The following is a 25,277-nucleotide window of genomic DNA, read 5'->3' on the forward strand; positions in this document are numbered from 1 at the left end:
ATCCGCCAGCGGATCGCCGAGGCTGCGCGTATCCTGGAGATCGAAGCGCTGCTTCACCGACGGCCGTCGCAGCTCTCCGGCGGGCAGCGCCAGCGCGTGGCCATCGGGCGTGCGATCGTCAAGGAGCGTCTCGAAAAGGGCAGCATCCAGCGGATCCGCTAGTGCCCGGCCGGCAACCCTCTAGTGTCGACCTTTCAGGAACCTTTCTCGCGAAGCAGCGAATTCCAATCGGTTCCAATCAAGTCGATCAGACGCCTGGCCTCTTCCTCCTGATGCCAGTCTCCCTCGTCAGCCGCTCTGCCAGCAGCTTTAGACGGGCTTTGCGCTCATCCCCATTGTCGATTGCCGGGCACCGCGAAAGTTAGCTTTTGTTTCGTTGCTAAAAGGCCCGCCGACCGAAGCCGGCGGGAGAAGGTTGGACTTGCCAGGGTCTCTGGCAAAAAAACAACGGGCCGACCCGGCTCTTGTTTCAGCTTTAGCTAAAATGTGAAGCCCGCCGCCAGACGGCAGCGGGCCACATTACAACGGCCGGAAGGCTAGCGGGGTTGGGAACAATCCGGCCGGCAATTTCCAACGAAAGGGGCGAGTTTTTGTTCCGAGGCATTTTTATAGGTCGGCAAAACCTTAGCCCCCCTTTTTCCAGTTTAGGCCCGGCGGTCAAACCCCGAGCCCCTGCCCTTGGCCGCCGGGGTCGTGTGACTCGCGACCATCATCGGGATGGCTATGCGATCGTGCCGCGCGCGTTGCAAGTTCATGTGGAAACTTGCGTGAAAGGGTTGCGGTAGGATTGCTGATTACGCCGTCTCGCCCATATTCGCAGCCATGGTCGCGGGGCATGTTGAATTGGCGCTGTTTGAGCAGACGTTCATCAATCCAAACGGTTTGCATCGGCCGTTTCCTGATCGGGTAGGTGACGCGGCAGAGAAAACCGGAGGGTCGGTTCTGTTCGATGTTCGCGTTGATGGTGACGTAGAGGTTCAGCGGATGGCGGCGATCGGATACGGTGCAACCGGCACGGCGATAATTGTGATGCAAAAGAGCGGGGAACTTAGGTGCGCGTCAGTGAATGGCGACACGCGCTTTCTGGTTGAGGAGCTTACCGCCTGGTACGCGTCACCACTTCACGAGCAAGCGCACGTTGACTATCACGGCACGGCCATAATCTTGCTCGCGAAGCTCCGTAGCGCGGGCCACTTCACCCGTTCCTAGCCGGACCAGCGCGGGATCCTTAAAAAGAAGGGCAGTCTTTTGGCTAAGCGATGGCCCGGCCTGCTTCTACGGGGACTCAGGATAGCAGGCCGGGCCACACTCCACCAACGGACCCGGAGTTTCAGAATATTGGGGACTCAGGTAACGGTTCCACAACTTATCTTTTTGGCGAGTTCCAGCGTGAGGGCCGCGCATGGCCTACGTGCCACACCGCGATTAGGCCCAACCCGCGAATCGAATCCACACACATAGGCGCTCCGTGGAACAAATTCCGATCGGCCAATGACTGCCCCGCGGGTCGTAAAATTGAAACATAGCCGGACCGCGCGGCGATGAACGCCACCGCTCATCGTGTCGGCAATTGGGACAGCTTGGCGTCAACTGCCCCGCTTTGCCAAGATGAGTTTATTTCGCGCTCGTCAGAACAAGCAGGCTACTTTGGGTCGCGACTCTGGGCTCATCCGATTTGAGGATAGAGGAACCCAACACCCACCGCTTTTTTGCCAAGTAGCAGCGAAGATTGACGGGCCTATAACCTCGCCAGCCGGTAGCCTTGCCGGCTAGACCCGGCGGTCAACAAGCGCCCATCCCCGACCGTCGGGCTGCTGCTGGACGCCTTGAGGATGGTCGTGTTTGGTGACAGAATAATAGGGTAAGGGACGACAAATTGAGGGCTGCCGTTATCGCGTTACAGCGGAGTATTCGAACCCGCTGACTTGGTGCTCCAGCGGGTGTTTGACCAAGTGTGCATCGAACGCCGCTTAGCCCAAAAAAGCAAGGAACAGAGGGAAGACCTCGCCGCGGAACTCGTCAGCGTTTACCGGAACGGGATCACGGACGAAGGGGAACTGTTGCAGGCACTTTCTAAGCGCCGCTTGGCTTAGGCCATCACCGCAGTTTTCTGGCGCTAACGGCAGCGCGACATCGTCGGCATGTCCGCCAGCTGCCCGATTGAGTCGCTTACCTAAGCACCCACCAAGCGGTGACCGCCCACAGCAAAAACAAGAGCGCAGCACACGCGATCAATATTGCTCTTAGCATTCGCCACCTTGGCGGCTCAGCCGGCAGAAGCCCAAATTGCTGCGCACGCTCCGTAGCGATTTTCAGCAGGGCCGCAGTGGTTTCGCGTGGCGTCCATCCTTGTGCCTCGGACGTAGTCATCAGCGCTGCGATGGCGGCCTCTAATGCGACTTCACAGTTGACGTCCCGATCTGGGCTACCCCTTGGCAATATCGGTGGTTCGACGGCTCGCGACATGCAGAAACAAAGCCGATGGCGGATGAAAGGTTCCCGCGCGCATCAGGCCTTCCAGTCGCGCCACAGAGCATCAGCTTCGTCCGTTCCATGCCCTAGATGGAAATATTAGCGACTGCTTAACGAAGCCAGCGGCCGCACCAGACTCATTCGCATGGCGAAGGGCATCAAGATCGGCGAGAGGTAGCTATCACCGCGACAGTACGGCGCCGGGTGACGGAAGGACGGGTGAGCGTCTCGATCCTCTCCTACGGCTTCGCGCACCCCATCGTAGACAAGACGTCGACGGCGAAGAAGGGCCAGCCAATCGAACTGATAGGCGACGTCACGCAACGCGCGGGCACGTCTACGCGGTCGTCAGGACGCCGAATGGCAACGAGGACAGGGCCTTGCGGCACCACCACGCCCATGATCCAAGGCACGGCCCCGCCAAGCTCGACATCGGACCCAAAGGCTCAACGAAAGATGAACTTCCGAGTCGGAACGCTTGAGAGGGAAGAGGATTCCAATTGACTATTCGCGGGTTAACCTGTCGCGTCCCTCGACCCCGGCTCTCTCTTCAATTGCTCGGCTTACCCGCATTGCAATGCGGTCGCCGCACCTGAATCGAGCAAGGCGGTGACGCACGACACGTCCCGGCGGGCCTGGTCAATGTGCAGCCCTTCACGGCCGCACAGCGTCGTCCCGCAACTGCCCTCCCGCGCCGGCATGCGCTGGCCGGGATAACTGGGCTTCGCACCGGCGCCATGGGTATCCAAAGGAGCAGCGGAACCGCCAGCCGAGTCTCCTTGCCGAATTATAAGAGCCTCAGACTCACACTACGTCGGTGCAGGCCATCGACAAGGTCGCTCAGAATGCGTCTTGCACGCGTCGCGGGCTATCAATCTTCGTGATCACCTGCGGCGTATCGCCCTTGCGGAGGAACTTCAGGGTGCGGTCCAATTTCCTTTTCGATCCCCCACTTTACGGCAACACTCGGAAAGCATCCCCAAGTGGGCGACGTTCTCACAAGAGAGTCGCAGTGGCAGGCGCAATAAGCTCAAGCAGCTATCAGCCCTCGAATTGGAGCGATCATAGGGTCGGCATAACGCCTGCCTCATCGTCGATCCGCTGATATCGCCACAATGCGCTTAGCACTGATGACGCAGGATGATCTGCAGCATCCTGTTTCGGCGGCACGGGGTTTAGCGTCCAACCTTCCGCCATGCGCCATTAATCTGTTTGCGCACGAAAGCGCTCAACAACCTCTAAGGTTCATGGCGTGAAGGGAGTGCCAGTCCCGACCCGCCTCCTCTGGAACAATAGAGCGCGAACAACCGTTTTGATTTGTGTAAACCCAAGGAGGCTATCGCCATGGACTGGAACCGCGTTGAGGGAAACTGGAAGCAGGTCAAAGGCAAGGTCAAGGAGCAGTGGGGCAAACTCACTGACGATGACCTGGACCGCATCGCCGGCAGACGGGACCAACTCGAAGGCAAGATCCAGGAACTTTACGGGATTGAAAAGGATCGTGTGCGTCGGGATATCGACGACTGGTATGCCCGACAAGGTTGGTAGAATTCCGTGTTGGTAGAATTGCCGTTGGGCCATCGATGGGGAGGCGCTGGCGCGTGCAGCGCCTTTCGTTTTGAGGTGCGCGACTGACGCGCCCCCGCGGAAGAGCGGCGAGCTAGACCGGACTCCAGGACGCCCCGGCTTCTATCTCATGCACGTTTGGAGCTCACCGCTCCGGATCAGCTACACCGACAGGCATCAATCCTCTCTGGAGCGAGCACGAGGCCTCAACCATGAGCGTGAGCGTGGTGAACGGCTGCGATCCATTTGTCGCATCACCGGAGTTACCATCACGCCATGCATAACAATTGAAGTCAACACGGCGAAGCACACAGTCACCCAAAGAATTGTCACACCCTCAAATTCAGCCTGCCCGAGCGCAAATGCGAGGTAATAGAACGAGCCAAGGACGCGGATTCCAAAAAAAGCAATCACGGGCTTTTCGCGTGATGACGCTGGAAATCCGATTAACCCAATCCACCCCGCCAGGGGTCGCACCACGAACAATACCAGGGCGGTAGTGACGATCACCTGCCAGCTCAAGGCGCCAAAAATCGACCCTTCTGCGATGGCTGCTCCAAGGCAGACCAGCAGGACCATCATCAGCAAACGCTCAATCTGCTCCGCGAAGTCATGCAAGCTCTCATGATACTCTTGCTGCCGCTCGACGGACCGTAGCGCCACGGCCGCGATGCTCCATGACTTCTCGTGGAATATCCGCCACGTAACTCCGCTCGCATGCTTCGCTGCTGGCTGGTGGTGCGAGCAGCCTAGTCTTCACCAAAACGCTCGACCGCCAGTCAACGCGCGAGCCTATTTTCTGTTCACCCTCCTCTTTTCTGTTCACCCTCCTCGGCTTCTAGATCATAAGTTCCTGGTTTTCGGCGCATATCGCCATTTCGGATCAATGACGAATGCACACCGCCCAGCCGCCACAGGTGGCCGCGAAGGATAGAAGCCAGGATTGCAGCTGTGCCCGCAGTGCCAACAGCGGGCACCGCGAAGAGCGGTTAGTCTAACCGCCACAAACCTAGCAGTTCGCCTCAGTCTGCGGATCACACGCCTTTTTTTCTTGCTTCTGTGGCTTGGGTTTTACCGCCTGCCCACCCTGCTGCTGCTCGGCGGCGGGTTGCTCCTTGGCCTTTTTCTGCGGCTTGGCCGCCTGCTCGGGCTCGCCCTGCTGCTGCTCGGCGGCGGGCTGCTCCTTGGCCTTCTTCTGCGGCTTTGCCGCCTGCTCGGGCTCGCCCTGCTGCTGCTCGGCGGCGGGCTGCTCCTTGGCCTTTTTCTTCGGCTTTGCCGCCTGCTCGGGCTCGACCTGCTGCTCGGCCGCAGGCTGCTCCTTGGCCTTTTTTCGCGGCTTGGCCGCCTGCTCGGGCTCGCCCTGCTGCTGCTCGGCGGCGGGCTGCTCCTTGGCCTTTTTCTTCGGCTTTGCCGCCTGCTCGGGCTCGACCTGCTGCTGCTCGGCCGCAGGCTGTTCCTGCGTCTTTTTCTGCGGCTTGGCCGCCTGCTCGGGTTCGGCCTGTTCGGTCGAGGCAGCGCCTTCGGTCGGCTTCGATTTCCGGCCAGCTTGAACCTTCTTCACCTCCCCGATATCTTTGATCTCAGCTGGTTTGGCATCGGCATCGGCTTTCACCTCGCCTTCAAAGACCTTGACCGTATTGTTTTCGATTTTGCCAGACTGCTCGGGCGCGTCGGTCTTGCTGACCTTGACGACAGTCACCTCCTGGTTCGTCTCCTTCTCGATCACATCAACATCTATGACTTTGTTGATCACCACGTTGTTATGGATCGTCACATCGCCAACCGGCTCGGCTGCCTCGACAATGCGCACAAATTCCGGCTCATCACGGATAACGACGACAGAAATGTCTGCCGCAAGGAATTCGCGTGTGGGGACAACGACCCAGTAAAAATCCGGCGTCGCGTCGAAGGTCACCTCGATTGAAGTCAAATCCGGATCACGACGCGGCGGCAGCGGAGCCCAAATCAGGTGCTGCCTGTCACGACGCCAACTCACCCAGGCTGGCGCCCAACGAGTGCCCGGGACCCAGTACCAGCCGATGTCGTCGGCATAGCCCCACCGGCCGTAATGGTACGTCGCCCAGCCGAATGGCTCGTCGGATACCCAGAGCCAGCCATACTGCTCAGTATAGACCCAGTGTCCAAGGGTATATGGACGCCAATCGTCAGGTACATCAGCCGGCACGAAAACGGCCGCTCCGTGGTACGAAACCCAGTCACCATGAGAAGAAAGGTCCTGGTAGAATGTGCTGATCGAAACGTTTGTGGCAGCCCGTGCCTCGGACACGAGCGACAATGGCGTAATCGGGTTGGGAATCTCGACGATGGTGAGCAGACAGGCGGCTACGCCGCCCAGCATCAGTCGTACCGCATTTTGAGCAAGGACGCGTTTCATCCCAGTTTCCTCCGAAACAGATCGCCCTTCATCTTTGAAACCCGCCGGCTGTCGGATTGTTCCACTTTGCCCGTATCCGCTCGTGCAACGGCTTGCATCCGAAACGGGCCTAGCCAGCCTCCTTGCTGCTGCGAGGGAGGGAAGGCTGCAAACCCGGGTAGCCCTATCTGACCTTCGAAAGGGCAGCGCGAGAGCAAATCATGGTTCAAACCTTGGAGCGGTGTCGGCTCTCAAGTTGTATGATGAGCTTGTCGCTAATCCGGCGAGGACATCCGCATCAGCGCACATTGCAGCGCCCGGAACCAACGGGGTACCCAGCGGTTCTCTTTTGGAAGGGGTCGCTGGCATGAGGATGCGGCAGTATGGTTGAACTTGTGGTTTTGGAACAGGCGGTCGCCAGGCGACGCATGAAGCGAGCAGAAAAATCTCCCCACCAGGCAAAGGCAATAGTCGGCGAGAGCTGCGGGCTCGCGGTTAGCCTCGCCCTTTGCGCTCGTATGCGGAGCCGCCAACGGCTCGTAGCCAGAGGGCGACTGCCGAAGGCCGTCCCGCCGACAAGTGCAGACTGAGGAGAGCAGTCGCGATGTTGTTTGAACCTCTCAACATGGATGGCCGAAAGCGAAGCGCCATCTACCACGCAGCACGGCTTTCGATGCTGCGCGAGCGGCTAGCCAAGAAGCTCGAACAGGTGGACCAAGCAGCCGATCAGGTTGAACAGGCGGCGGCCGATTTGGTTGAGGCCGCGCATCAGCCCGCCGTCCTCGCCAGAGGCTGAACCACCGCTCATGTGCTTCGCCCGGGTCGAGCAGCATTTGTTCCCGAATTGCTGGGCGTATCCCCTGCCCTATTCCTGGCAACAGCAACCAACCGGAGCACAGAACGCTTTGGATTCGAGTCGAGCCAGACAGCCCTGATTGAGCTGACACTGTTTTGCCCTGCCAGCGGTTTCCACATCGTGGATTCGATGGCGGTCGTCCTGGCACAGCTTTCCTCGGCCAAAGTAAAGCCCTCCCCAAGTTGCACCTTGAGAGCGACCGTCGCTTGGTTCGCTCGGCACGTCTGCACTGCCGGGCCGCCGGTTGCTGCGATGCGCTCCAACAGTCGCAGGTCGAATAGCGGCCCCTCTGGCCCGACTGGAACGAGCAAGCACATTTCTGCAAGATCGGACCATGCGACCACGGGCCTGTCGACGAGCGAGTGAGACGCCGGCAAGAGGACGAAGAGGCGCTCGTGCCAAAACACTTCGCTGCAACAGGAAGGGACGGCGCCAAAGTCGTGAGTGAACACGAGGTCGAGGTGCCGGCGGCGTATGGCTGACAGCCACCGCCCCGCGGGAACATCCTCGATGCTAAAGCTCACGTCCGGGTAGAGGCTGCCGAAGCGAGCGATGATGCCTCTTAGGAATTCTCCTCCCCTCACACAACACAATCCAATCCGGAGCGTCTTTGCGTCCTTGTCTCCGACACGGTCATCGAAAGCGTCCAGCAATCCTTCGTAGTGAGCTCGCACAACATCGATCCAGGCTCGACCCGGCTCCGTCAAACGAACGCCGCGGACATCGCGTTCGAACAATTGGACTTCCAAGTGTTGTTCGAGCTTGACGATGTTTCGGCTCACGGAGGATTCTCGAACCCTCATCGCCCTTGCCGCCCGCCTCAGGCTGCCATGATCGACCGCTGCAAGGGCGTACGCCAGTAGCCGCAACGCGTTGCCGTTCGGCGTCATGCCTCGGGCGCTTTGCCGACGGGGATGGTGTCAGTTTCGGCGCAAGGCGTTCCCATTCTTCGTTGGTGCAGGAGGCAGTCAATAGGTTCCCTCCGTGCGCGCGGCTGAAGAAGTTCGCCGAGGCACATTTCACGGGTCGGCATGATCCGTCAGGCTTCGATACAAGCCCCCTTCGTAGACATACTCATGTGGAATGGCCGGGTCCGCCATCTGCGAGACGTACAGGTTAAGATTTTCCCGGCTGTTGCTCGCCGCAAGGCTGCAGAAATTTCCGCTGTTCCAGGTCATGACGCAGTGTTTGAAATGCGTCCCTACAGCGCGCGACATCTCCTCAAGCGTTACCTCGTTGTTGAACATCGTGGTCAGCACCGCGGTCTTCTTAGCCTCGATCTGCTCTTGCTGGAAGTAGCGAGCCTTGAAGCCGAAATCCTTCTGGTACTCGCGGCGCAGATAGTCGCTGTCGTCAACCGCCCGAAATTTCTCGAGGAATACGAAGATGCCTCCTTCCTTGAGATGCTGCGCCACGAACTCAATCTGTTTGGGTCTGTTCGGCGAGTACATTTGAAAGGTGGTATCTTCGAGGATTATGTCGAATCCGGAAGCGAATTTGCCCAACCGGGCGTTTGAATTGAGGACGGCCTTGGTCAGTCGATGGAACGGGCCGACAAAGAACTCGGCGTCTGGCGGTTCGCCATATGCCATGAAGCACTTGTAATTTTCCGCGTTAGGACTGCAGGAGAGGCTGTGGATTTGCCCGCGGGACAATTCCGACAGTGTTCTCGCCATGGTGCCCTCCGCTGTGCCAAGGCTATATAACGACAGCTGGGCACCGCGAATTCGTGCATATCTCAGCACGCCGTAAGCCATCCGGCACTCCTCCTCCAACCGGTAGGGAATGCTGCTGTGATAGTGCTGATCGAAGAAGCCTTGTCGTGCCGCATGCAAGCCGATCAAGTCGCGAATGAGGTTATCGTTCGGAAGAAGCCTGGAATCGACCTCGGGCTTGCGTGTAGGCATTCCGCTTTCGCCGGCTGCCGTCGTCGCGAAAAAGCCTGACAGTTCGTTGATCCGCGGGGCGCGGTCGCATTCAGCCAGAAAGTCGTCGAGTCCTCGCATCGAATTGTGCCTCCCACTACCCGTGTGATCGGTGAGATGCCTCAACTCGACAAGTGCACCAAGATTAGCGCCGAGTAATATTCTTGGTGGTCGAGTATTAGCGGAGGCGAGGAATAGAATGGCCTTGTAGAAGCGGCTTCCATCGAATTGCGATTTTTTCGCTCGCGCCACATCAACCGACAACTCTGAATTATTTGTGAGTTGTCCAACAACCTATGGTTAGGCACAAACAGGAGGATGAGTAGTCACCGAAGGAGTCGCTTCGATTGGCGGATATTTTTTGCCTCGACCCGACCACATTCCGCCGTTCGCGGCACCAAACCCTTGTTCACCAATATGAGAGCTGGGGGAACATACGCGCAGACGTAATTAAGAGAACGGGTTTAGAGCGGCAAGAAACGAGAATTGCCTACCCCCGGCATATGTTCTTGATGAACTTGAAGGGTGCCGCCCGGCGCGGAGAAGACTTCGTCGACGGTCGCCGGTTTTCTTTTTCGGCTAGGCGGCCCGGTTCGATTATCTACATCCCCGCCGACAGCGAATGGACTGGTTGGGATGAGGGTGACGCAATCGCCTCATACCTGCTCGTGTCCATCGCGCAGGAGTTCGCAGATGAGACCTTCGAAGGATTTGCATCCTACCGCCGGGCGGGACTGCCCCCGTGGATCGGATTCCGTGACAACACCATAGAAGTGGCGTTGCAGAGAATAGCCGCCGAGCTCAGGTTTCCTGATCCAATAAGCACGACGATGGTGGAGAGCCAGGTCACGCAATTGTTCGTGCAAATGGTCAGGTTGAACCGAACCGGCCGCAAGCTGGCAAAAGGCGGTCTCTCGACTTTCGATCTCAAGCGCGTCGTGGGAATGATGGAGCCATCCCCAGACGCCAAACCCACGCTGACCGATCTAGCAAAAGAGCTAGGTATCAGCCGTTTTCATTTCGGCAGGGCGTTCAAGCAGTCGACTGGAATGACGCCGCATGCCTTCATCGCGCAGCGTCGATTGGTACAGTCCGCGGACATGTTGCGGTCGACGGATTTGTCGGCGACAAAAATCGCGATGGAATGCGGCTTCGCAAGCTCAAGCCACCTCACGACCGCGTTCAAACGCGCCTTTGGCACGAACCCCATAGAGTTTCGGCGCAAATCCAGGATCTAGCCCGGAGCCCCTTTTATTCAGCAAGGAATTGAAAGGCTCGGCATCCCGTTAAATCCGACATCGCCGGAGTGGGCATGACATGCGGTCAATGGATGGGTGGGCCGCCGATGTCACGCGAAGTTCGGTTTCATTATGCCAAAGGAACGCTCCGTGAGCCCCGCGCTTTCATTGGCTTCCTTGCCAGTGCGTTGTCCGCGTCTGTCGGACGAAACGGCTACTACATCGCATGCTCATGGACCCTCGTCGAAGCAGGGTATGGAAGCGCGAGTGTCGCGACGTTGCTCGCGATCGTCAGCGTTGTCGAATTTGTCGCGAGCCCCCTGGCTGGCGCAATGGCGGATCGGTTTGACAGACGACTGCTGAATATCGCAGCGGACGTTAGTCGCTTTGCCGTCATGCTCGCCATAGCCTGCGCGCTTCCCTATCTGGACTTGTTTCCAGCGATCTGGTGTTCAGCGATTCCCTTTGCGCTATGTGACCGAGTTGCACTTACGAGTTCGCAGTCAATGATCCCTCTCGTTGCGGGAGGCGATCTGACAGCTTCATATTCCATTGTCTTCTTCGTCACGCAGTTCGGATGTCTTGCGGCAGCGCTGCTCGTGGGTGCGTTACCAAACGACCATTCCGCTACCCTGGTGTTCGTCCTCCTTGCCGTATGTTTTCTTGTTTCGGCGGGAAGCTTGTCCTGCATTCGTGGCGGCTCGGCGTCTGGCGAACGCAAAGTCAACGGGCTTGCTCTCAATATTGACGGGCGCCTGGTTCGTCTCTTCGCCGTCTACGCGCTCCTATATGGAGGCGCGGTTTTGCTCAGCGTGATGGGATCTAGCTTCGTTTTCGTAGAACAGAAGGGCACTGCCGCGGACTTCGCTCGCGTCGAGGCAGCCTGGTCGGCGGGTTCTCTGATCGGAGCGGCACTGCTCAGTCGGCTGACAGGAACGATAAGTCCTCATACATTGCACCTCATGGTTTTAGGTTTAACGGCGCTCGCGCTGATGGCGCTGGTACCTTTGCGCGCGCCCTGGACATTGACCATGTTTGCCGCGCTTGGGTTTCTCTACAATCTGGGCCGGGTCAGCGTCGAGGTCACACTGCAGTCGCGTGTACCCGATAAGGCCTTGGGCAGAGCCAAAGGTGCCATGCACAGCCTCGCAGTCGGGCTTGGGTTTGTCATTTTCAGTATCGCAAGCGTTTTGGGAGACCAGGCCTTTCCGTCGACGATCTTCCTCGGTTTCGCTGTGGTGCTTCTGTTCGGCGTTTCTGCCTTGAGCATCAACGTGGCTCGGCAAGAGGGGGATCCATGACGTGCATGAGCTAGCAGGAGCCGCAGGAGCGAAACAGGCCGTACTCAGATCGCTGGCGACACTCTACCCGTGGATGCAACACTACTATTCCCGTCCGATCCGCGACTACGCGGCCAGGCTGTACGAGGCACCAGTTTCGACAGCCATGCCTGAAAGTCGGCAATACGCTCTGGCCAAGCTGCTCGACGCGATCAAAAACGCCGGGAAGCGAAATGGATTGCCGATCGACGCGGTCGCAGAAATCTGCAGGGAATTTGAAGAGCGTCGCGTTTTGCAGACGGGTCCTCACCTGCTGCTCCTGATAGACCCGGAGGCTTACTACACTCACATCCTTAGCCTCGTGGGCCTCTCGGCGCATGGCTGCTCTACCTACCTGTCCTATGCCGTTTCCACGGTGAGCCTCGTTGAAAGGGCTCGCAAGGGCCCGGGCTGGCTCACAATTGATCAGACGCCGATCAACGTCTTCGGCCTCACCCGAAGCCGCATGATCGGGTACAGCCTTCTGACTGGGCCTGGAGCCTATCGGTTCGAACTGGTGCCTGCGGAACAAGGCGCTGAGCCAGACGCGCTTGCGGTGCTTCACAATCTTCTGCCGAAGGGCCAATTCGAACGGCCAGCACATGCCATAAAGGAAGCCAATTGCAGCCTGTGGCCGAAGCTGTTTGGAAGCCGCTTTACCTTCTTGCAGATCGACGACGAGGATATTGCCGACCTGGTGGCGGACCATCTGTCGGAAAAGAACTCCTGGCTGCGTACGAGGCTGCTGGAAGACCCAAGGCTCGCGTTGAATATGCTTGCAGAGATCGACAGGCTTGCAGACGGCCCCTGGAGTGGCTGGCTCGCGCGCGGTACCGACTTCTTCTGGTTCTATCAAAACGGAAGGCGCCTGCCACTGCGGCTGGTCGCTGGCGAACTCGTCAATCCGGCAACAGGGTTGAAGATGGTTCGCTTCGAGGCTTCCGAAATCATCGAGCGGTTGGCCGACCGCAGTCTAATTCCGAATCTCCTCCTCATGTTTCTGGTCGTGTCGGTCCTGCCGGGCGTCCGCGCGCTCGGAGGCAGTCATCAGCCGGTCTACTACCCCCTCATGCGCTATGTGGTCTGCCGCGCACTCGAGGCTGGAGATGTGGATGCCGATCTGCGGGAGGCTCTCGTGGCCGATGATCTACCTGGCGCTTGGGGACACCGAGTAATTGAGTGCGATGACGATCTCTTGGACGTTTTTCGAAACGGAGACATGGCCGTGTCCAGCGATATCATGGACCGGCTCGGAAAAATTCCCTTCGCAAAAGCCTGTGGAAGTATGACCAGTTTTACTTCGGACGCGTCGTGGCAAGAGCTTAGCAGACAGTTGGGCGAGCAGGCGATCTCCCCCACTGATGCGGAATGGGCCTTTTCCTGAGCAGAGCAGTAGGCGCAGGACATCACGCTCAGTCGAGCGATCTGTTCTGGAGATATCGATCAGTCCGCTGCGCTAACGGCTTATCGATGACATGCCCCTGCAAACGGTTCAGTCAGGAGACGCAGCGCAACTACCTGCGCGACCTCGGACGGTCCGCGAATCTCCTGAGGTTGGAACAAGGACTGTTCCCGCAGACCGCAGCACGGCTTCCCGGCTATGGCAGATGAAGTCGGAGCAGTGCGACCGCAGCTTATCGCTTTCTCAGACAGGACTCACTGCGCCGTCAGTGTGAACAGCGAGATACTGCGCCCGGCGTGCGAACAGGCCCGGCACCACCGCGTGGACCTCGGCAATCAATTCCTGCACGTCCGCAGTCAGGAGGTTGCCGTTCTCGACCAGGATCTTTCCATCGACCATTGTCATATCGACGTCGCTACCGCGGACAGCGTGGACGAGGTTGTGGTGCAGGTTGAAATAGCGCCCGCTCATCAACGGCGTCATGCGCGGCGTGTTCGTGCGAACTGCGATGATGTCCGCTTTCTTGCCAACCTCCAACGAGCCGAGCTCATGTTCGAGGCCGATGCTGCGCGCTCCCGTGATCGTGCCCATGCGGAGCACATCCCAAGCGTCGAGCGCCCCCGCGTTCAACGTGTTGAGCTTGGCCAGCAGCGACGCGCACTTCATGTCGTCAAACATGTCGAGATTGTTGTTCTCTTTTTCACCGTCGGTGCCGATGCCGACCGCCACGCCGGCAGCCAGGAGCTTCTCGACGGGCGCCGTGCCGCTCGCAAGCTTCATGTTGCTGACGGGATTGTGGACGACCCCCACCCCGTGCTCGGCGATGATTTCAATTTCGCTGTCGTCTAGCCAGACGCAGTGGGCGAGCAGCACCTTCCTCGGTTCGAATAGCCCAAGATGCCGAAGTGCGTCGACAGGCCTCAGCCCGTAGCGGCGTTTCATTTCGCGCAGTTCGATCTCAGCTTCATTGCTGTGGGTATGGAAGCCGGTATCGAACTTCCTGGCGAGATCGATCACGCCGGCATACTTGTCTTCGGTCGCGTAGAAGGCGTGCTCCAGGCCGACCCAGACATGGATGCGGTCGTCGCATTTGCGGTGCCATTCCTCCAGCAGCCGCTCATTCGTCTCCAGCGTCTCGAAATAGTTGTAGTCGGGATGCTCGCCCACGTAAGGCACGAGCACCGAACGGTTGCCGATCGTCGCCGCCGCGCGCGCGCTGCCATCCATGTAGCGCCACATATCGACAATCGTCGTGGTGCCCGACAGCACCGCCTCCGCATAGCACAGCCAGGAAGCAACTTCGGCCTCGCGCGGGTTCAGCACCCTGTGCATCGGGTCGATGAACATCCTTAGCCAGTCCCAGACGGGAAGGCCCTCCGCTGTCCCGCGCAGAATGCCCGAGTGGCAATGCGCGTTGACTAGCCCGGGCATCAGCAGCCGGTTCTTCAGCCGGCGAAGCTCGGCGCCGGGATTTGCCGTTTCGAGCGACCCCCTGTCGCCAATCGCGGCGATCCTGTTGCCGCGAACAAGCACAGCGCCATCGGCAATGACCCGATCTTCGCTGTCCATGGTGATGACGGTGTCGGCAGAGATCAGAATGTCTTTTGTCATGGCCTGACGCTACACCGGCGACCGTTGATGACAAGCGCATAGATTCGGGCATAGTGTTCGCAAAAATAGGACGAATGCTTGACGAATGGATGGCCGCATGCCCTTGATCACGCAGGCAGCCCGGGTGTTGGAAATGGTTGCGCGCTATGGCTCGATCCGGCGCGCCGCGGAACGGGTTAACTCGGCTCCGTCGGCCATCAACCGGCACATCTTGAACCTCGAGGCCGAATTCGGCACTCCGCTTTTCGAGCGGCTGCCGCGCGGCATGCGCATGACCGAAGCCGGAAAGGTCGTGGTCGAGCGGATCAGAGTGTGGCAGTTGGAGAACCAACGCGTTCTGGCCTCTGTTGGAAACTTGAAGGGGCACCCGGGCGGGCACATCAGGGTCGGCTTGATGGAATGCCTGGCGGCGGAGTTCCTGCCGCAAGCCTTCAGCGGTTTACGGCTTGAACATCCTGGTGCCTCGCTGCACGCGACGGTCGGGGGCACAGCCGAAATCGCGCGTCAGCTGACGGCCGACGAAATCGATCTCGCAATCACCTTCAATGCGCCTCGCGACGCCGGCCTCAAGATTGTGCATGAGACGCGCTTTGAAATGGGTGTCGTCATGCGGCCGGATCATCCCCTCGCCGACCAGGCGGAGGTACACGTCGACGACCTGTTCGATCACCCTCTCATCATAGCCGACAATTCACTCACGATCGGTCCGGTCGTGGACGATATGCTGGAGCGCTCGCGAAGGCCGCCGATCAGGACGGTGACGACGAACTCGGTGACAATGCTGAAGACCATGGTGGCCCAGGGAATGGGAATCAGCATACTCACCTCAATCGACGTCTTCAGCGAGGTTCGTGCCGGAAGCCTCGGTTTCAGGCCGCTGGCCGGAGCGCGCATGGTCGAGCTGCTGTCCGTTGCGGCGCGAGACGTCAAAGCACTCAATCCAGCAACGCGCGACCTCGCGCATATCATCGGCGCGACACTGGAAAGCCTCAGTCTGACCGGACCGTGAGTCCCGATCCGCCAAGGGTCCCTTCCGGGCGAGTAGACAATACCCGGCTCCGCCTATCACCGCGTCCTTCCGTCTTCTTTCTTGGCGAGTCGGTCCAGCAAGGTCTTAAGCCGATTGGGCAACCACTTTTCAACGCGAAAGATCGGCAGCCCACGCAGATGCCACCGCACCGCCTCGCTCGCAAATTGGCGGCGCAGCAATTCGGCCAGCTTCTCGCGTCGATCGCCGGGCATTATTCTTGAACCCGGTCCAATCAAATTTGTTCCTGTATCGATCACCAGGCTTAAGCCGTGTTGCCTCAGAGCCTCGTATGTCGAGTCGGCCCCCAGGGACCCCAGGCAAGCGATAACGACTGACGGCCCTAATCAATGTCACACCCGAAGTCCCTATTGCGAAACTGCGCAAGGCGCATATTGTTTGGCATAGTCGGGGTCGTAATCGACAGTCCAAGGACATGGGCGGTGGACGCGGTGCTAAGTTAGGTGGTTTGGTCGAGGATTTGGTCGAACTAATAGAGCCGTCCGGGGTAAAGGGCCATGAGTAATGCGGCCATGGGGCGAGCCCAGCGTGAGCCAGCCGAGGGCGATATCGTCCGCGAGCAAGCCGTCCTCTTTCGCCTCACCGACCGACTTTACCGAGCCAACGGCCTTGGGGAGATATATGATGCAGCGCTGAATGCCATATGCGATGCCCTCGGTTCGTCGCGCGCCTCGATCCTGAGATTTGACAGCCACGGAGTCATGAGCTTCGTCGCGTGGCGCTCACTCTCTGAAGAATACCGCGAGGCAGTTAACGGCCACACGCCGTGGACACGCGGTGAACACAATGCCGAGCCAATCTTTGTTGAGGATATTCGTCTCAGCGGTGAATCTCGGCAACTCATCGACACGGTCCTTGGCGAGGGAATCGAAGCGCTGGCCTTTATCCCGCTTGCCAGCTCCCACGAGCTCATCGGCAAGTTCATGGTCTACTATCCAGCACCCCATCGCTTTGCCGATCGTGAACGCGAACTTGCGTTGACCATTGCCCGTCAGCTCGGGTTTGCGATTGAACGGAAGCGGGCGGAAACAACGGCAGCGCGACTGAGCGCGCTCGTCGAATCCTCGGATGATGCAATCATCGCGACCGATACGGATGGCATCGTCACGGACTGGAACAGCGGCGCCGAGCGTCTCTACAGCTACGGCCGCAAGGAAATGATCGGACGCCCGCTCATGTTGCTGATACCGCCCGATCGCCAGAATGAGGAGCGGGAGATTCTGGCGCGCATTCGCAATGGAGAACATGTCGACCATTTCGAGACCGTTCGCCTGCGCAAGGATGGCAGCAGCATTCCCATCTCTTTGACCGTTTCCCCAATCGCGGACGCGTCTGGCGCAATTGTCGGTGTCTCCAAGATCGCCCGTGACATTTCCGAGCGGCTGCGCGCGCAAGAGCAGCGGGAGCTGCTGCTTCGCGAGATGGACCACCGCGTGAAGAATCTCTTTGCCATCGCAAGCTCCATCGTCAATTTGAGCGCGTCAGCCGCTGAAACGCCGGCCGCGCTGGCCTCCACCGTTTCTGACCGGCTCGGCGCCCTCGCGCGGGCGCATGCGCTGACGATGTTCCCCTCGACTGGCCCCTCTGTTCAGGTCGCGACGAGCCTACATGCATTGATCGCCGCAATCCTCGCGCCATACCGCCATGGAGCTGACGAGCATCCCCGCTTCGCGATCAGTGGCATCGATATGCCGGTCCCTTCAGCGATGATCACGCCGCTTTCTCTCTTGCTACACGAATTCGCCACCAACGCTGCCAAACATGGCAGCCTCTCGGCGGCCGCCGGCTCAATAGAGATCGCTTGCTCCAATAGCGACGGTAAGGTGACTGTCCAGTGGAGGGAGGTAGGAGGACCATCTCCAGTCGAAACCGAAGACGAAGGTTTCGGGAGCCGCTTGGTACGCGCCGCCGCGAGTGAGCTTGGCGGAGTCGTCCGAGATTGGGACCCCGCCGGAATTGTCCTTGAGATCACGATCGATATTGAAAGATTCTCGGCCTGATGCCGAGCCGCTTGTCAGCGCAGCAGCCCATCGCCCTCAAAGTCTTCCCGCGCAGTTTGGCCTTCGTGCTTTCGTCTCGGTCATTCCTGGCTGAACGGGGAGCCTCACGCAGCCTCTTCTGCGCACGCTTGATTGCCGCCTTGGCGGCGGCCCGTCGGCGGTTCTCCGCGGCTGTCGCCGCATCCTCGTTACGCCAGACTGTGACCAGGTCGCGGTCGAGCACATCCTCGATATGGCGCGGGTCGAACACGTGGAACGTGATCTTCCTGGCGCGGCCGCGAAGCTTGACCGTCCTGGTCCCGGCGCTCTGCAAACGTCCGGTTTTTAGCCAGCGGTGGCGCTCGCCGGGCGAGATCGTCAGGATGTCCTCGACTTCGCGCGGGATCACCGGCAGGTCTTCGATGTCCTGCATGGCTTTGGACACGATCGCCGTTGCCGCATCGACATCTGCCTCAGAGGCCTCCGGCAGTCGCAAGGACAGCACCCGGGATTCGATGTGAAGCAAGTTTCTGAGCGCAGACGGCAGACGCGAGCGGATCTCTAGGAAAATGCCCCTCGTCCGCATGGACGATCCCAGTGTCGCCGCCGGCGACAGCGGCCACTCGGCGATCAATTTTGAGGTCGGGTCGATTTTTGGGCGCGCGGGCATGCCGGAAAGATAAGGTGTCCCGCCTGCAAACACTACCCGACGCCCCGTGCACTTTTTTGCACAGACGCGAAACTCGGAACGCCAATTTCTCAGTGCGGGGGTGGCACCGATTGTTGGAACAAACGCTGCGCCCCTCTGTTTGTCTTCCAGGCACAATTCTGTGCGTTGGAGGATATCCATGAAACTTCATTTGCTATCGGCTGCGCTCTGCACGGCGGTCGGACTGGGTTTTGCCCATCCGGCGCTCAGTGCCGAAAAGGCGCAGGATTTCATCAACAAGGCCGCGCAAGGTGGGATCTTCGAAGTCGAGTCCAGCAAGATCGTCCAGGGCAGGGCGAAAGATCAGGCCATCAACGACTTTGCCCTGAAAATGATTACCGATCACGGCGCCGCCAACGCCAAACTGCAGTCGATCGCCGGCGAGCAGAAATTGCAGGTTCCGGCTGACACGGACGCCAATCACAAGAGTGACCTCGAGGCGTTAAGATCCACGAACGGGGCACCCGACCAGTCTTACGTGAAGATGCAGCAAGACGCGCACGCCGACGCGGTCAAGCTGTTCCAGGACTATGCGGCCGACGGCGACAACGCGGATCTCAAGGCATTCGCACAGCAGACGTTGCCGACACTCAAGATGCATCAGGAGATGATCGAAAAGATTGCCTCCGGCAAAACCGACAATACGGCAACGACCAGCACCGCACCCGCGGCGACAGACACAGACCAGAACGTATCTGCTCCGGTGCCTGGAGCGAACAGCTTTACGGAAGCCCAGGCGAAATCACGGATCCAGGATGCCGGCTTCGCCAATGTCAGCTCATTGACGAAGGACGACCAGGGCATCTGGCGCGGCACCGCCGAGAAAGACGGAAAGCAGGTAGCCGTAGCGCTCGATTTCAAAGGCAACGTGGTTGCCGGCGCTCAATAACCGAACTCATACGATGGAGTGAAACATGACGACTGTCACCGGACTTTTCGATGACTATCAGGACGCGTCCGACGCAGTAAGCGAGCTGGAAGCGATTGGCGTGCCGCGAGACGACATCAGCATCGTGGCGAACAATTCCGACAATTGGTATCGGCGGGACGAGACCTCGGAAGCCGGCGACGATGCCGCGGCCGGCGCGAGTCTGGGAGCGCTCGTGGGCGGCGCGGGCGGCCTCCTTACCGGGCTCGGAATCATGGCCATACCCGGTGTCGGGCCTGTGGTGGCGGCCGGCTGGCTAGCTGCTACGGCAGTCGGCGCGGTGGGCGGCGCGGTGGTTGGCGGAGCTGCCGGCGGAATTGTGGGCGCGCTGACGGAATCCGGCGTTCCTGAACGCGATGCTCATGTCTATGCCGAGGGCGTTCGCCGCGGCGGCAGTCTCGTGACTGCCAAAGTCGACGATCGGCTCACCGGCGAGGCTGAACGCATCCTGCGAGGCGAGCGTTCCGCCAACCTGGACGAGCGGCGAAGCGCTTATGAGGCCAGCGGGTGGACGGGATTCGACGCGACCGCAGAGCCTTATGATGACATCGAGGCCGAACGCGATCGCGTTCGCCGAACCACACCACTCTAAAAATGAGGCCCCGTCGAACTCACGACGGGGCTTTATCTTGCCGGGCGCACGAGGCATCCGAATTTTTGATTGTCTGCTCATCAGGTACATCTAAGGCAACCCCACGCAGGAATAGAGGGGATGACCCGGATCGCCACCTTCAACGTCAATGGTGTCAATGGGCGCCTGCCGGTGCTGCTGAAGTGGCTTGGCGAGACTGACTACGACGTGGTCTGCCTTCAGGAACTGAAAACATCGGACGTCAAATTTCCGATCGAGGCGATTCGGGACCTCGGCTTTAGCGCAATCTGGCACGGCCAGAAATCCTATAACGGCGTGGCAATCCTGGCCCGAGGGAGGGATCCGGTCGAGCGCCGCCGCGGCTTGCCGGGCGACCCCGATGATACGCATAGCCGCTATCTCGAGGCGGAAATCGACGGTCTCATCGTCGGCTGCATCTATCTGCCCAATGGCAATCCCGCGCCAGGGCCAAAGTTCGATTACAAGCTCCGTTGGTTCGAGCGTCTCGTCACCTACAGCCAGTCGCTGTTGGGCGAGCGCGCGGTGCTTTGTGGTGATTACAACGTCGTGCCCACCGAAATAGACGCCGCTGTTCCGGCGCGCTGGCTGGGCGATGCCGTCTTCTTCCCCGAAAGCCGGAAAGCCTATGCCCACATGCTAACCTTGGGTTGGGTGGATGCGGTGCGTCGTATCCATCCAGACAAGGGCATATACACCTACTGGAACTTTTCCTATCGCGGCGGCTACGACCGAAGCTCAGGGCTGCGGATGGACCACCTGCTCGTAAGCCCGTCCCTTGCGAAGAGCATTCTGGCCGCGGGAGTCGATGTCGAGACCCGAGGATGGGAAAAGCCGAGCGATCACGCACCCGCCTGGATCAACGTCGGTTAAGACCCTTTGCGCAATTGCAGTTGCAGAAAGTCTGCCCGGCAGCCGTCGCCCACGCTTCACGTCGAAACCCCTGAAAGGAGACCTCTGAAATGCCAAAGTTCGTTACGATCCAATATGGCGATCGGGCCGGATATGACCGCACGCCCCAACCCGTCAGGGATGCCGCTCATGAACAGGACGCGAGGTTACGCTCCGAAGGCGCCCTGATAGGCAGGGCGGGGATGCCGGTACAGGTGCGCAACCCGGCTGCGTCGGGGGTGGAAACTCGCGATGGTGCGTTCATGTCGTCAGAACTGCCGATCGCCGGATTTGCAGTGATCGAAGCTGCTGACCTCACCGAGGCAATCGACAAAATCTCGCAGGTCCCCTGTGCAGTCGCGCATGGCGTCGTCGAGGTGTGGCCTCTGGGCTGAAAATCCAGTGCAGTCTTGCCTGAATGCTCCGCTAGGCGTCCGAGGCGGCCACGGCGCTGATGGTTCACCGCAATGAGGAGGCCCATGCGGGCATCAAGCGGGGGCTCGAGAAGGTTTCGCATAATAAGGTGTAGCCAACTCTTCGCGCCCCACAGGTGTAGCTGCGGAGGTACGACAATCGGAGGTGAACGGCCCTGTCATGGGCGCGAAAACCCCTGCGCCCGTCGCCATGGACGACGCCCGTGCCGATTGCGAGGCGCGCCGGGACCACCTTTCGAGTGCGAAGTGTGAACTTGGAGAGGCGTGTTTGAGCGGCTTCAACGTCAGTAGCCAGGTTCTTGCGCGTCCCAGCGACAATGGGCGGGGAAATCGAGAAGATGGTGGAGGGAGGCAGCCAGTACGGATCCAACTGAGAGCCGGCCGAGTCGCTGCAAGCGACTCGGCAATGACGGAGACAAGCTCCACTGGCAGCGAAACTAAAGAAGCAGTCGTGCGTTGGACGCGATTAAGCCATTTCTTCTTGGGATGGGGCGGGTGAGTGTGGTCAAGCCAACGTCGCGTAAAGCAAATCAGGGGTCAACCGCTCGTCAAGCGAAGTCGCCTACGAGTGACCCAGCCAATTCAGAACTGCCCACTTTTCGGCCTGTCCAGCTCGCAACGCTCGTGGACGTCGTCCCTGCCGGCGACCGCTGGCTCCACGAAATGAAATATGACGGCTATCGCATTCTAGTCGCCGTCGGCAGCGGGCAAGCGCGTGCTTACACGCGATCTGGCCTGGACTGGTCTCACCGTTTTCCTTCCATTCTTTTGGAAACCAGCAAGCTCAAGGTCGGGTCCGCCCTGATTGATGGCGAGGCCGTCGTTGTCGATGCAAACGGACGATCAAACTTCCAGGCCCTTCAAAACGCATTGAAGGGTGCGCCGTCGACCATCGACTTTTATGCCTTCGACCTCCTTCAACTCGACGGCGAAGATCTCACCAGGCGTCCTCTCCTTGATCGCAAGGAAAAGCTCCAGGCCATTTTGCCCGCGAAGAACCCTGTGCTTCGTTATTCCGATCATATCCTGGGTCGCGGAGAAGAGTTGCTCGAGCGCTTTTGCGCAGCTGGTCTCGAGGGGGTGGTTTCGAAGCTCGCCGATTCTCCTTATGTGGCGGCCCGCGGTGGAAACTGGCTCAAGATCAAGTGCATCAAGCGGCAGGAGTTTGTGATTGTCGGCTGGACGCCGTCCGACAAGGTCCGCGCGTTCCGGTCATTGATCCTTGGAGTGCATGACGGCGGCAAGCTGCGTTATGCGGGGAAAGTCGGCACTGGCTTCGACACAGCTGAGCTTTTCCGCCTCATGAAGATCATGGCACCACTCGAGCAGAAGGCCGCGACCGTCGAGGCGCCGCGAGCCGAAGTTCGCGGAGCACACTGGCTTCGACCCAAGTTGGTGGCGGAGATTGCCTTCACAGAGATGACCAACGAAGGAACGTTGAGACATCCGAGCTACCTTGGTCTGCGCGAAGACAAGAAGGCGGCCGCGGTCGTGCTGGAGACGGAACGTCGCACAGCCAAGCTGACCGCGGCGCCGGCGAACACCATCGCTATCAGCAACCGTGACCGCGTGATCTATCCGGAGTCCAATATTACCAAAGGCCAGCTTGCCGACCACTATGCGGCCGTCGCGGAGATCATGTTGCCTTGGGTCGGCAGTCGGCCGATCAGCCTTGTTCGGTGTCCCCAGGGCCGGGCCAAGAAGTGCTTTTTCCAGAAGCATGATGCCGGGAGCTTTGGCGACAAAGTCCACCATGTCGGCATCATGGAAAAGGACGGTCACGAGGAGCCATACCTTTATGTCGACGACGCCGATGGGCTGATGACCTGCGTCCAGATGGGAACGATCGAGCTGCATGGGTGGGGAGCACGGATAGAGGATGTCGAAAAGGCCGACCGCCTCGTCTTCGATCTCGACCCGGATGAGGGTCTCGATTTCGAAGCCGTCCGCGCCGCCGCTTTCCAGTTTCGTGATATTTTGAAATCGCTGGGCCTTACGACGTTCCCGATGCTGACGGGAGGCAAAGGAGTGCATGTGATCGCGCCGCTCACCCCACAGGCCGAATGGCCGCAAGTGAAAGACTTTGCGCATCGCCTCGCTCAAGCGGTCGCTCAAAGCGATCCCTCTCACTTCACGGCCGCGTTGTCGAAGGCCCGCCGCAAGGGTCGCATCTTTGTCGACTATTTGCGCAACCAGCGTGGGGCGACCGCGATCATGCCTTATAGCGCGAGGTCCCGACCTGGCGCTCCGGTCGCGGCGCCGATCACCTGGGCGGAGATGAAGACGATTGATGCGCCCTCGCATTTCCACGTCGGCGATGCTCCTGAACTGAAGAAACGCGCAGCTAGCAAATCTCTGGCGGGATGGGGTCGAGCCGACCAATCATTGCCGGATCTGTAGCCCCACTCCGCGAAAAGGCAGCAAGGCTGGACTAGGGGGCCTCACTGCCTTTGGCGTGATTGGAACCTGCGGAGATTGGCCCCGTTTGCCTTGAATGGCCAAAACCGATCCGCGGACAGTCGCCAGTCTGCTTAGGGAATACGCACATCGCACGTCGCTGCGCGGAGACAATCCCTATCGCACCAAGGCTTACTTGCGCGCGGCCGATAGTCTGGCTGCGTTGTCGCAGCCGCTTGATCGGATCATCGCCGCGGGCGCCCTCACCAGAATCCCGGGAATCGGGGACGCGATCGCGGACATTGTGCGCAAGCTCTATGAAATGGGTACACATCCACGCCTTGAGACGCTGCGCGAGGAGGTGCCGGCAGGTGTGATGGAGCTTTTTACAATACCTGGCCTGCGGCCTGACAAGATCCTGAAGCTCCATCAGGCGCTCGGTGTGAACTCGTTGGCCGAGCTCGAAGCCGCGGCAAAGGCAGATCGCATCCGGCCTGTCAAAGGCCTTGGTGCTTCGCTTTGCCCTCAAACCCGACGGGCTCTACCGCGGGAGAAGGCTGATCGCATCAGCGACAGAGGAGGAAATCTACGGAGCGTTGGACCTGCAGTTCATCGAACCTGAACTGCGCGAAGGCAGGGACGAGATTGAGCGGGCAGCGCGGCGGCAACTCCCTACCCTCGTCCGGGATGAAGATCTGCATGGTATCCTGCATTCTCACACGACCGCATCCGATGGCACCGAAACGCTAGAGGCAATGGCTGAAGCGACGCGCAAGCGCGGGTTCGACTACTTTGGTGTCACCGACCATTCGCAGTCTGCCCACTACGCGGGCGGCCTCACACTGCAGGAGATTGCCGAGCAGCACCGTGAAGCGGATCGGCTGAACAAGAGGTATGGCGGAAAATTCCGTGTCCTAAAGGGCATCGAGGCAGACATCCTCGCCGACGGCTCATTGGATTATCCGGACCACGTCTTGAAGCAGTTCGATTTCGTTGTCGCGAGCGTGCACAGCCGCTTCAAGTTGCCGAAGAAAGAGCAGACGGACCGTATCATTGAGGCAATCGCGAACCCCCTGACGACAATCATCGGGCACATGACCGGTCGCCAATTGTTGCGTCGTCCCGGCTACGAGCTCGACGTCGACAAGGTCGTCAGAGCGTGCGCGAAATATGGTGTCGCTGTCGAAATCAACGCGCATCCCTGGCGTCTCGATCTCGACTGGCGCTGGCATCAGAAGGCCCTCGACTACGGCTGCATCTTCAGCGTCAATCCGGACGCCCATTCAATCCGCGAACTCGACCACATGCATTGGGGCGTCGAAATGGCCCGCAAGGGAGGTGTCCCCAGAGACCGGGTTCTCAATGCGATGGGTTTGACGGCTCTGCTTGCGCATCTTTCAAAGCGCAAGTCCGCCCGCAACGGCGGCAACCGTCACTCGCCTGCGAAGAGCCCTAGAGCCGCGTAACGAGCGGCGGTCTAGCACGAGTCGCTGCCTGGAACGCGATCCGCGGCCGGGC

20 protein-coding genes and 2 pseudogenes are annotated in these 25,277 nt (G+C 59.6%); 15 read left to right on the plus strand and 7 right to left on the minus strand.

Going from position 1 to position 25,277, the window contains the following annotated elements:
* The 3 genes and pseudogenes from EN846_RS31200 to EN846_RS31220 form a co-directional block, all read left to right on the plus strand.
* Nucleotides 1–126 (plus strand): annotated as a pseudogene (locus EN846_RS31200) (ATP-binding cassette domain-containing protein); the annotation flags it as partial.
* Between the two features lie 717 nt (nucleotides 127–843).
* Nucleotides 844–1,209 carry a hypothetical protein gene (locus tag EN846_RS31205; RefSeq protein ID WP_245493424.1) on the plus strand — a complete coding sequence of 122 codons (366 nt, stop codon included), beginning with the start codon at nucleotides 844–846 and terminating at the stop codon, nucleotides 1,207–1,209.
* 2,607 nt (nucleotides 1,210–3,816) lie between these two features.
* Nucleotides 3,817–4,020, plus strand: a complete 204-nt coding sequence (locus tag EN846_RS31220) for a CsbD family protein (protein ID WP_127391079.1) — start codon at nucleotides 3,817–3,819, stop codon at nucleotides 4,018–4,020.
* Nucleotides 4,021–4,215: 195 nt separating this feature from the next.
* On the opposite strand, the gene EN846_RS31225 is transcribed toward EN846_RS31220, so the two are convergent.
* From EN846_RS31225 to EN846_RS31250, 4 genes are all read right to left on the minus strand, one after another.
* Complete coding sequence (locus EN846_RS31225) at nucleotides 4,216–4,701, minus strand: cation:proton antiporter (RefSeq protein ID WP_245493423.1); 486 nt, start codon at nucleotides 4,699–4,701, stop codon at nucleotides 4,216–4,218.
* A gap of 346 nt (nucleotides 4,702–5,047) precedes the next feature.
* Complete coding sequence (locus EN846_RS31230; protein ID WP_135859560.1) at nucleotides 5,048–6,433, minus strand: DUF6600 domain-containing protein; 1,386 nt, start codon at nucleotides 6,431–6,433, stop codon at nucleotides 5,048–5,050.
* Between the two features lie 783 nt (nucleotides 6,434–7,216).
* The gene (locus EN846_RS31245) at nucleotides 7,217–8,158 is read right to left on the minus strand and encodes a LysR family transcriptional regulator (RefSeq protein ID WP_127391083.1); all 942 of its coding nucleotides are present in this window, start codon (nucleotides 8,156–8,158) and stop codon (nucleotides 7,217–7,219) included.
* A 129-nt stretch (nucleotides 8,159–8,287) separates the two neighbouring features.
* A complete protein-coding gene (locus EN846_RS31250) occupies nucleotides 8,288–9,274 on the minus strand; it encodes a class I SAM-dependent methyltransferase (protein WP_128346003.1) in 987 nt (328 codons plus the stop codon).
* Between the two features lie 431 nt (nucleotides 9,275–9,705).
* Between EN846_RS31250 and EN846_RS31255 the strand changes: the two genes are divergently transcribed.
* The 3 genes from EN846_RS31255 to EN846_RS31265 all read left to right on the plus strand — a co-directional run bounded on the left by EN846_RS31255 (nucleotide 9,706) and on the right by EN846_RS31265 (nucleotide 13,134).
* Nucleotides 9,706–10,431, plus strand: coding sequence for a helix-turn-helix transcriptional regulator (locus EN846_RS31255; protein ID WP_245493254.1), 726 nt, complete (start codon nucleotides 9,706–9,708; stop codon nucleotides 10,429–10,431).
* 107 nt (nucleotides 10,432–10,538) lie between these two features.
* On the plus strand, nucleotides 10,539–11,732 hold the full coding sequence (locus EN846_RS31260; RefSeq protein WP_187331500.1) for an MFS transporter: 1,194 nt from the start codon (nucleotides 10,539–10,541) through the stop codon (nucleotides 11,730–11,732).
* A gap of 1 nt (nucleotide 11,733) precedes the next feature.
* The gene (locus EN846_RS31265; RefSeq protein WP_127391086.1) at nucleotides 11,734–13,134 is read left to right on the plus strand and encodes a hypothetical protein; all 1,401 of its coding nucleotides are present in this window, start codon (nucleotides 11,734–11,736) and stop codon (nucleotides 13,132–13,134) included.
* A gap of 261 nt (nucleotides 13,135–13,395) precedes the next feature.
* Here EN846_RS31265 and EN846_RS31275 read toward each other — a convergent pair whose 3' ends face one another.
* Nucleotides 13,396–14,721 (minus strand): amidohydrolase, encoded by a 1,326-nt coding sequence (locus EN846_RS31275; protein WP_245493250.1) that lies wholly within the window; start codon nucleotides 14,719–14,721, stop codon nucleotides 13,396–13,398.
* Nucleotides 14,722–14,860: 139 nt separating this feature from the next.
* On the opposite strand from EN846_RS31275, the gene EN846_RS31280 reads away from it, so the two are divergent.
* A complete protein-coding gene (locus EN846_RS31280; RefSeq protein ID WP_187331501.1) occupies nucleotides 14,861–15,772 on the plus strand; it encodes a LysR family transcriptional regulator in 912 nt (303 codons plus the stop codon).
* Between the two features lie 56 nt (nucleotides 15,773–15,828).
* Here the strand turns inward: EN846_RS31280 and EN846_RS31285 are convergent, their stop codons facing one another.
* On the minus strand, nucleotides 15,829–16,050 hold the full coding sequence (locus EN846_RS31285) for a hypothetical protein (protein ID WP_127391089.1): 222 nt from the start codon (nucleotides 16,048–16,050) through the stop codon (nucleotides 15,829–15,831).
* Nucleotides 16,051–16,308: 258 nt separating this feature from the next.
* On the opposite strand from EN846_RS31285, the gene EN846_RS31290 reads away from it, so the two are divergent.
* Nucleotides 16,309–17,811, plus strand: coding sequence for a PAS domain S-box protein (locus EN846_RS31290; protein ID WP_127391090.1), 1,503 nt, complete (start codon nucleotides 16,309–16,311; stop codon nucleotides 17,809–17,811).
* 14 nt (nucleotides 17,812–17,825) lie between these two features.
* Here the strand turns inward: EN846_RS31290 and EN846_RS31295 are convergent.
* Nucleotides 17,826–18,460, minus strand: a pseudogene (locus tag EN846_RS31295) (hypothetical protein).
* A 178-nt stretch (nucleotides 18,461–18,638) separates the two neighbouring features.
* Between EN846_RS31295 and EN846_RS31300 the strand changes: the two are divergent.
* From EN846_RS31300 to EN846_RS31325, 7 genes are all read left to right on the plus strand, one after another.
* Nucleotides 18,639–19,388 carry a DUF4142 domain-containing protein gene (locus EN846_RS31300; protein ID WP_127391091.1) on the plus strand — a complete coding sequence of 250 codons (750 nt, stop codon included), beginning with the start codon at nucleotides 18,639–18,641 and terminating at the stop codon, nucleotides 19,386–19,388.
* Between the two features lie 25 nt (nucleotides 19,389–19,413).
* Nucleotides 19,414–20,019 (plus strand): general stress protein, encoded by a 606-nt coding sequence (locus tag EN846_RS31305; protein WP_127391092.1) that lies wholly within the window; start codon nucleotides 19,414–19,416, stop codon nucleotides 20,017–20,019.
* A 120-nt stretch (nucleotides 20,020–20,139) separates the two neighbouring features.
* Entirely contained in the window at nucleotides 20,140–20,910 is a 771-nt protein-coding gene (xth, locus tag EN846_RS31310) for an exodeoxyribonuclease III (protein ID WP_127391093.1), read from the plus strand.
* A gap of 89 nt (nucleotides 20,911–20,999) precedes the next feature.
* Entirely contained in the window at nucleotides 21,000–21,323 is a 324-nt protein-coding gene (locus EN846_RS31315) for a YciI family protein (RefSeq protein ID WP_127391094.1), read from the plus strand.
* A 525-nt stretch (nucleotides 21,324–21,848) separates the two neighbouring features.
* On the plus strand, nucleotides 21,849–23,762 hold the full coding sequence (gene ligD, locus EN846_RS31320; RefSeq protein ID WP_127391105.1) for a DNA ligase D: 1,914 nt from the start codon (nucleotides 21,849–21,851) through the stop codon (nucleotides 23,760–23,762).
* Between the two features lie 94 nt (nucleotides 23,763–23,856).
* Nucleotides 23,857–24,381: a helix-hairpin-helix domain-containing protein gene (locus tag EN846_RS36585; protein ID WP_348630847.1), complete on the plus strand. Its 525-nt coding sequence runs from the start codon at nucleotides 23,857–23,859 to the stop codon at nucleotides 24,379–24,381.
* Complete coding sequence (locus EN846_RS31325; RefSeq protein ID WP_348630848.1) at nucleotides 24,269–25,225, plus strand: PHP domain-containing protein; 957 nt, start codon at nucleotides 24,269–24,271, stop codon at nucleotides 25,223–25,225. The genes EN846_RS36585 and EN846_RS31325 overlap by 113 nt, the downstream gene beginning before the upstream one ends.
* Nucleotides 25,226–25,277 lie beyond the last annotated feature (52 nt).

It is taken from the genome of Mesorhizobium sp. M4B.F.Ca.ET.203.01.1.1 (assembly GCF_004791025.1).
Lineage (GTDB): Bacteria > Pseudomonadota > Alphaproteobacteria > Rhizobiales > Rhizobiaceae > Mesorhizobium > Mesorhizobium abyssinicae.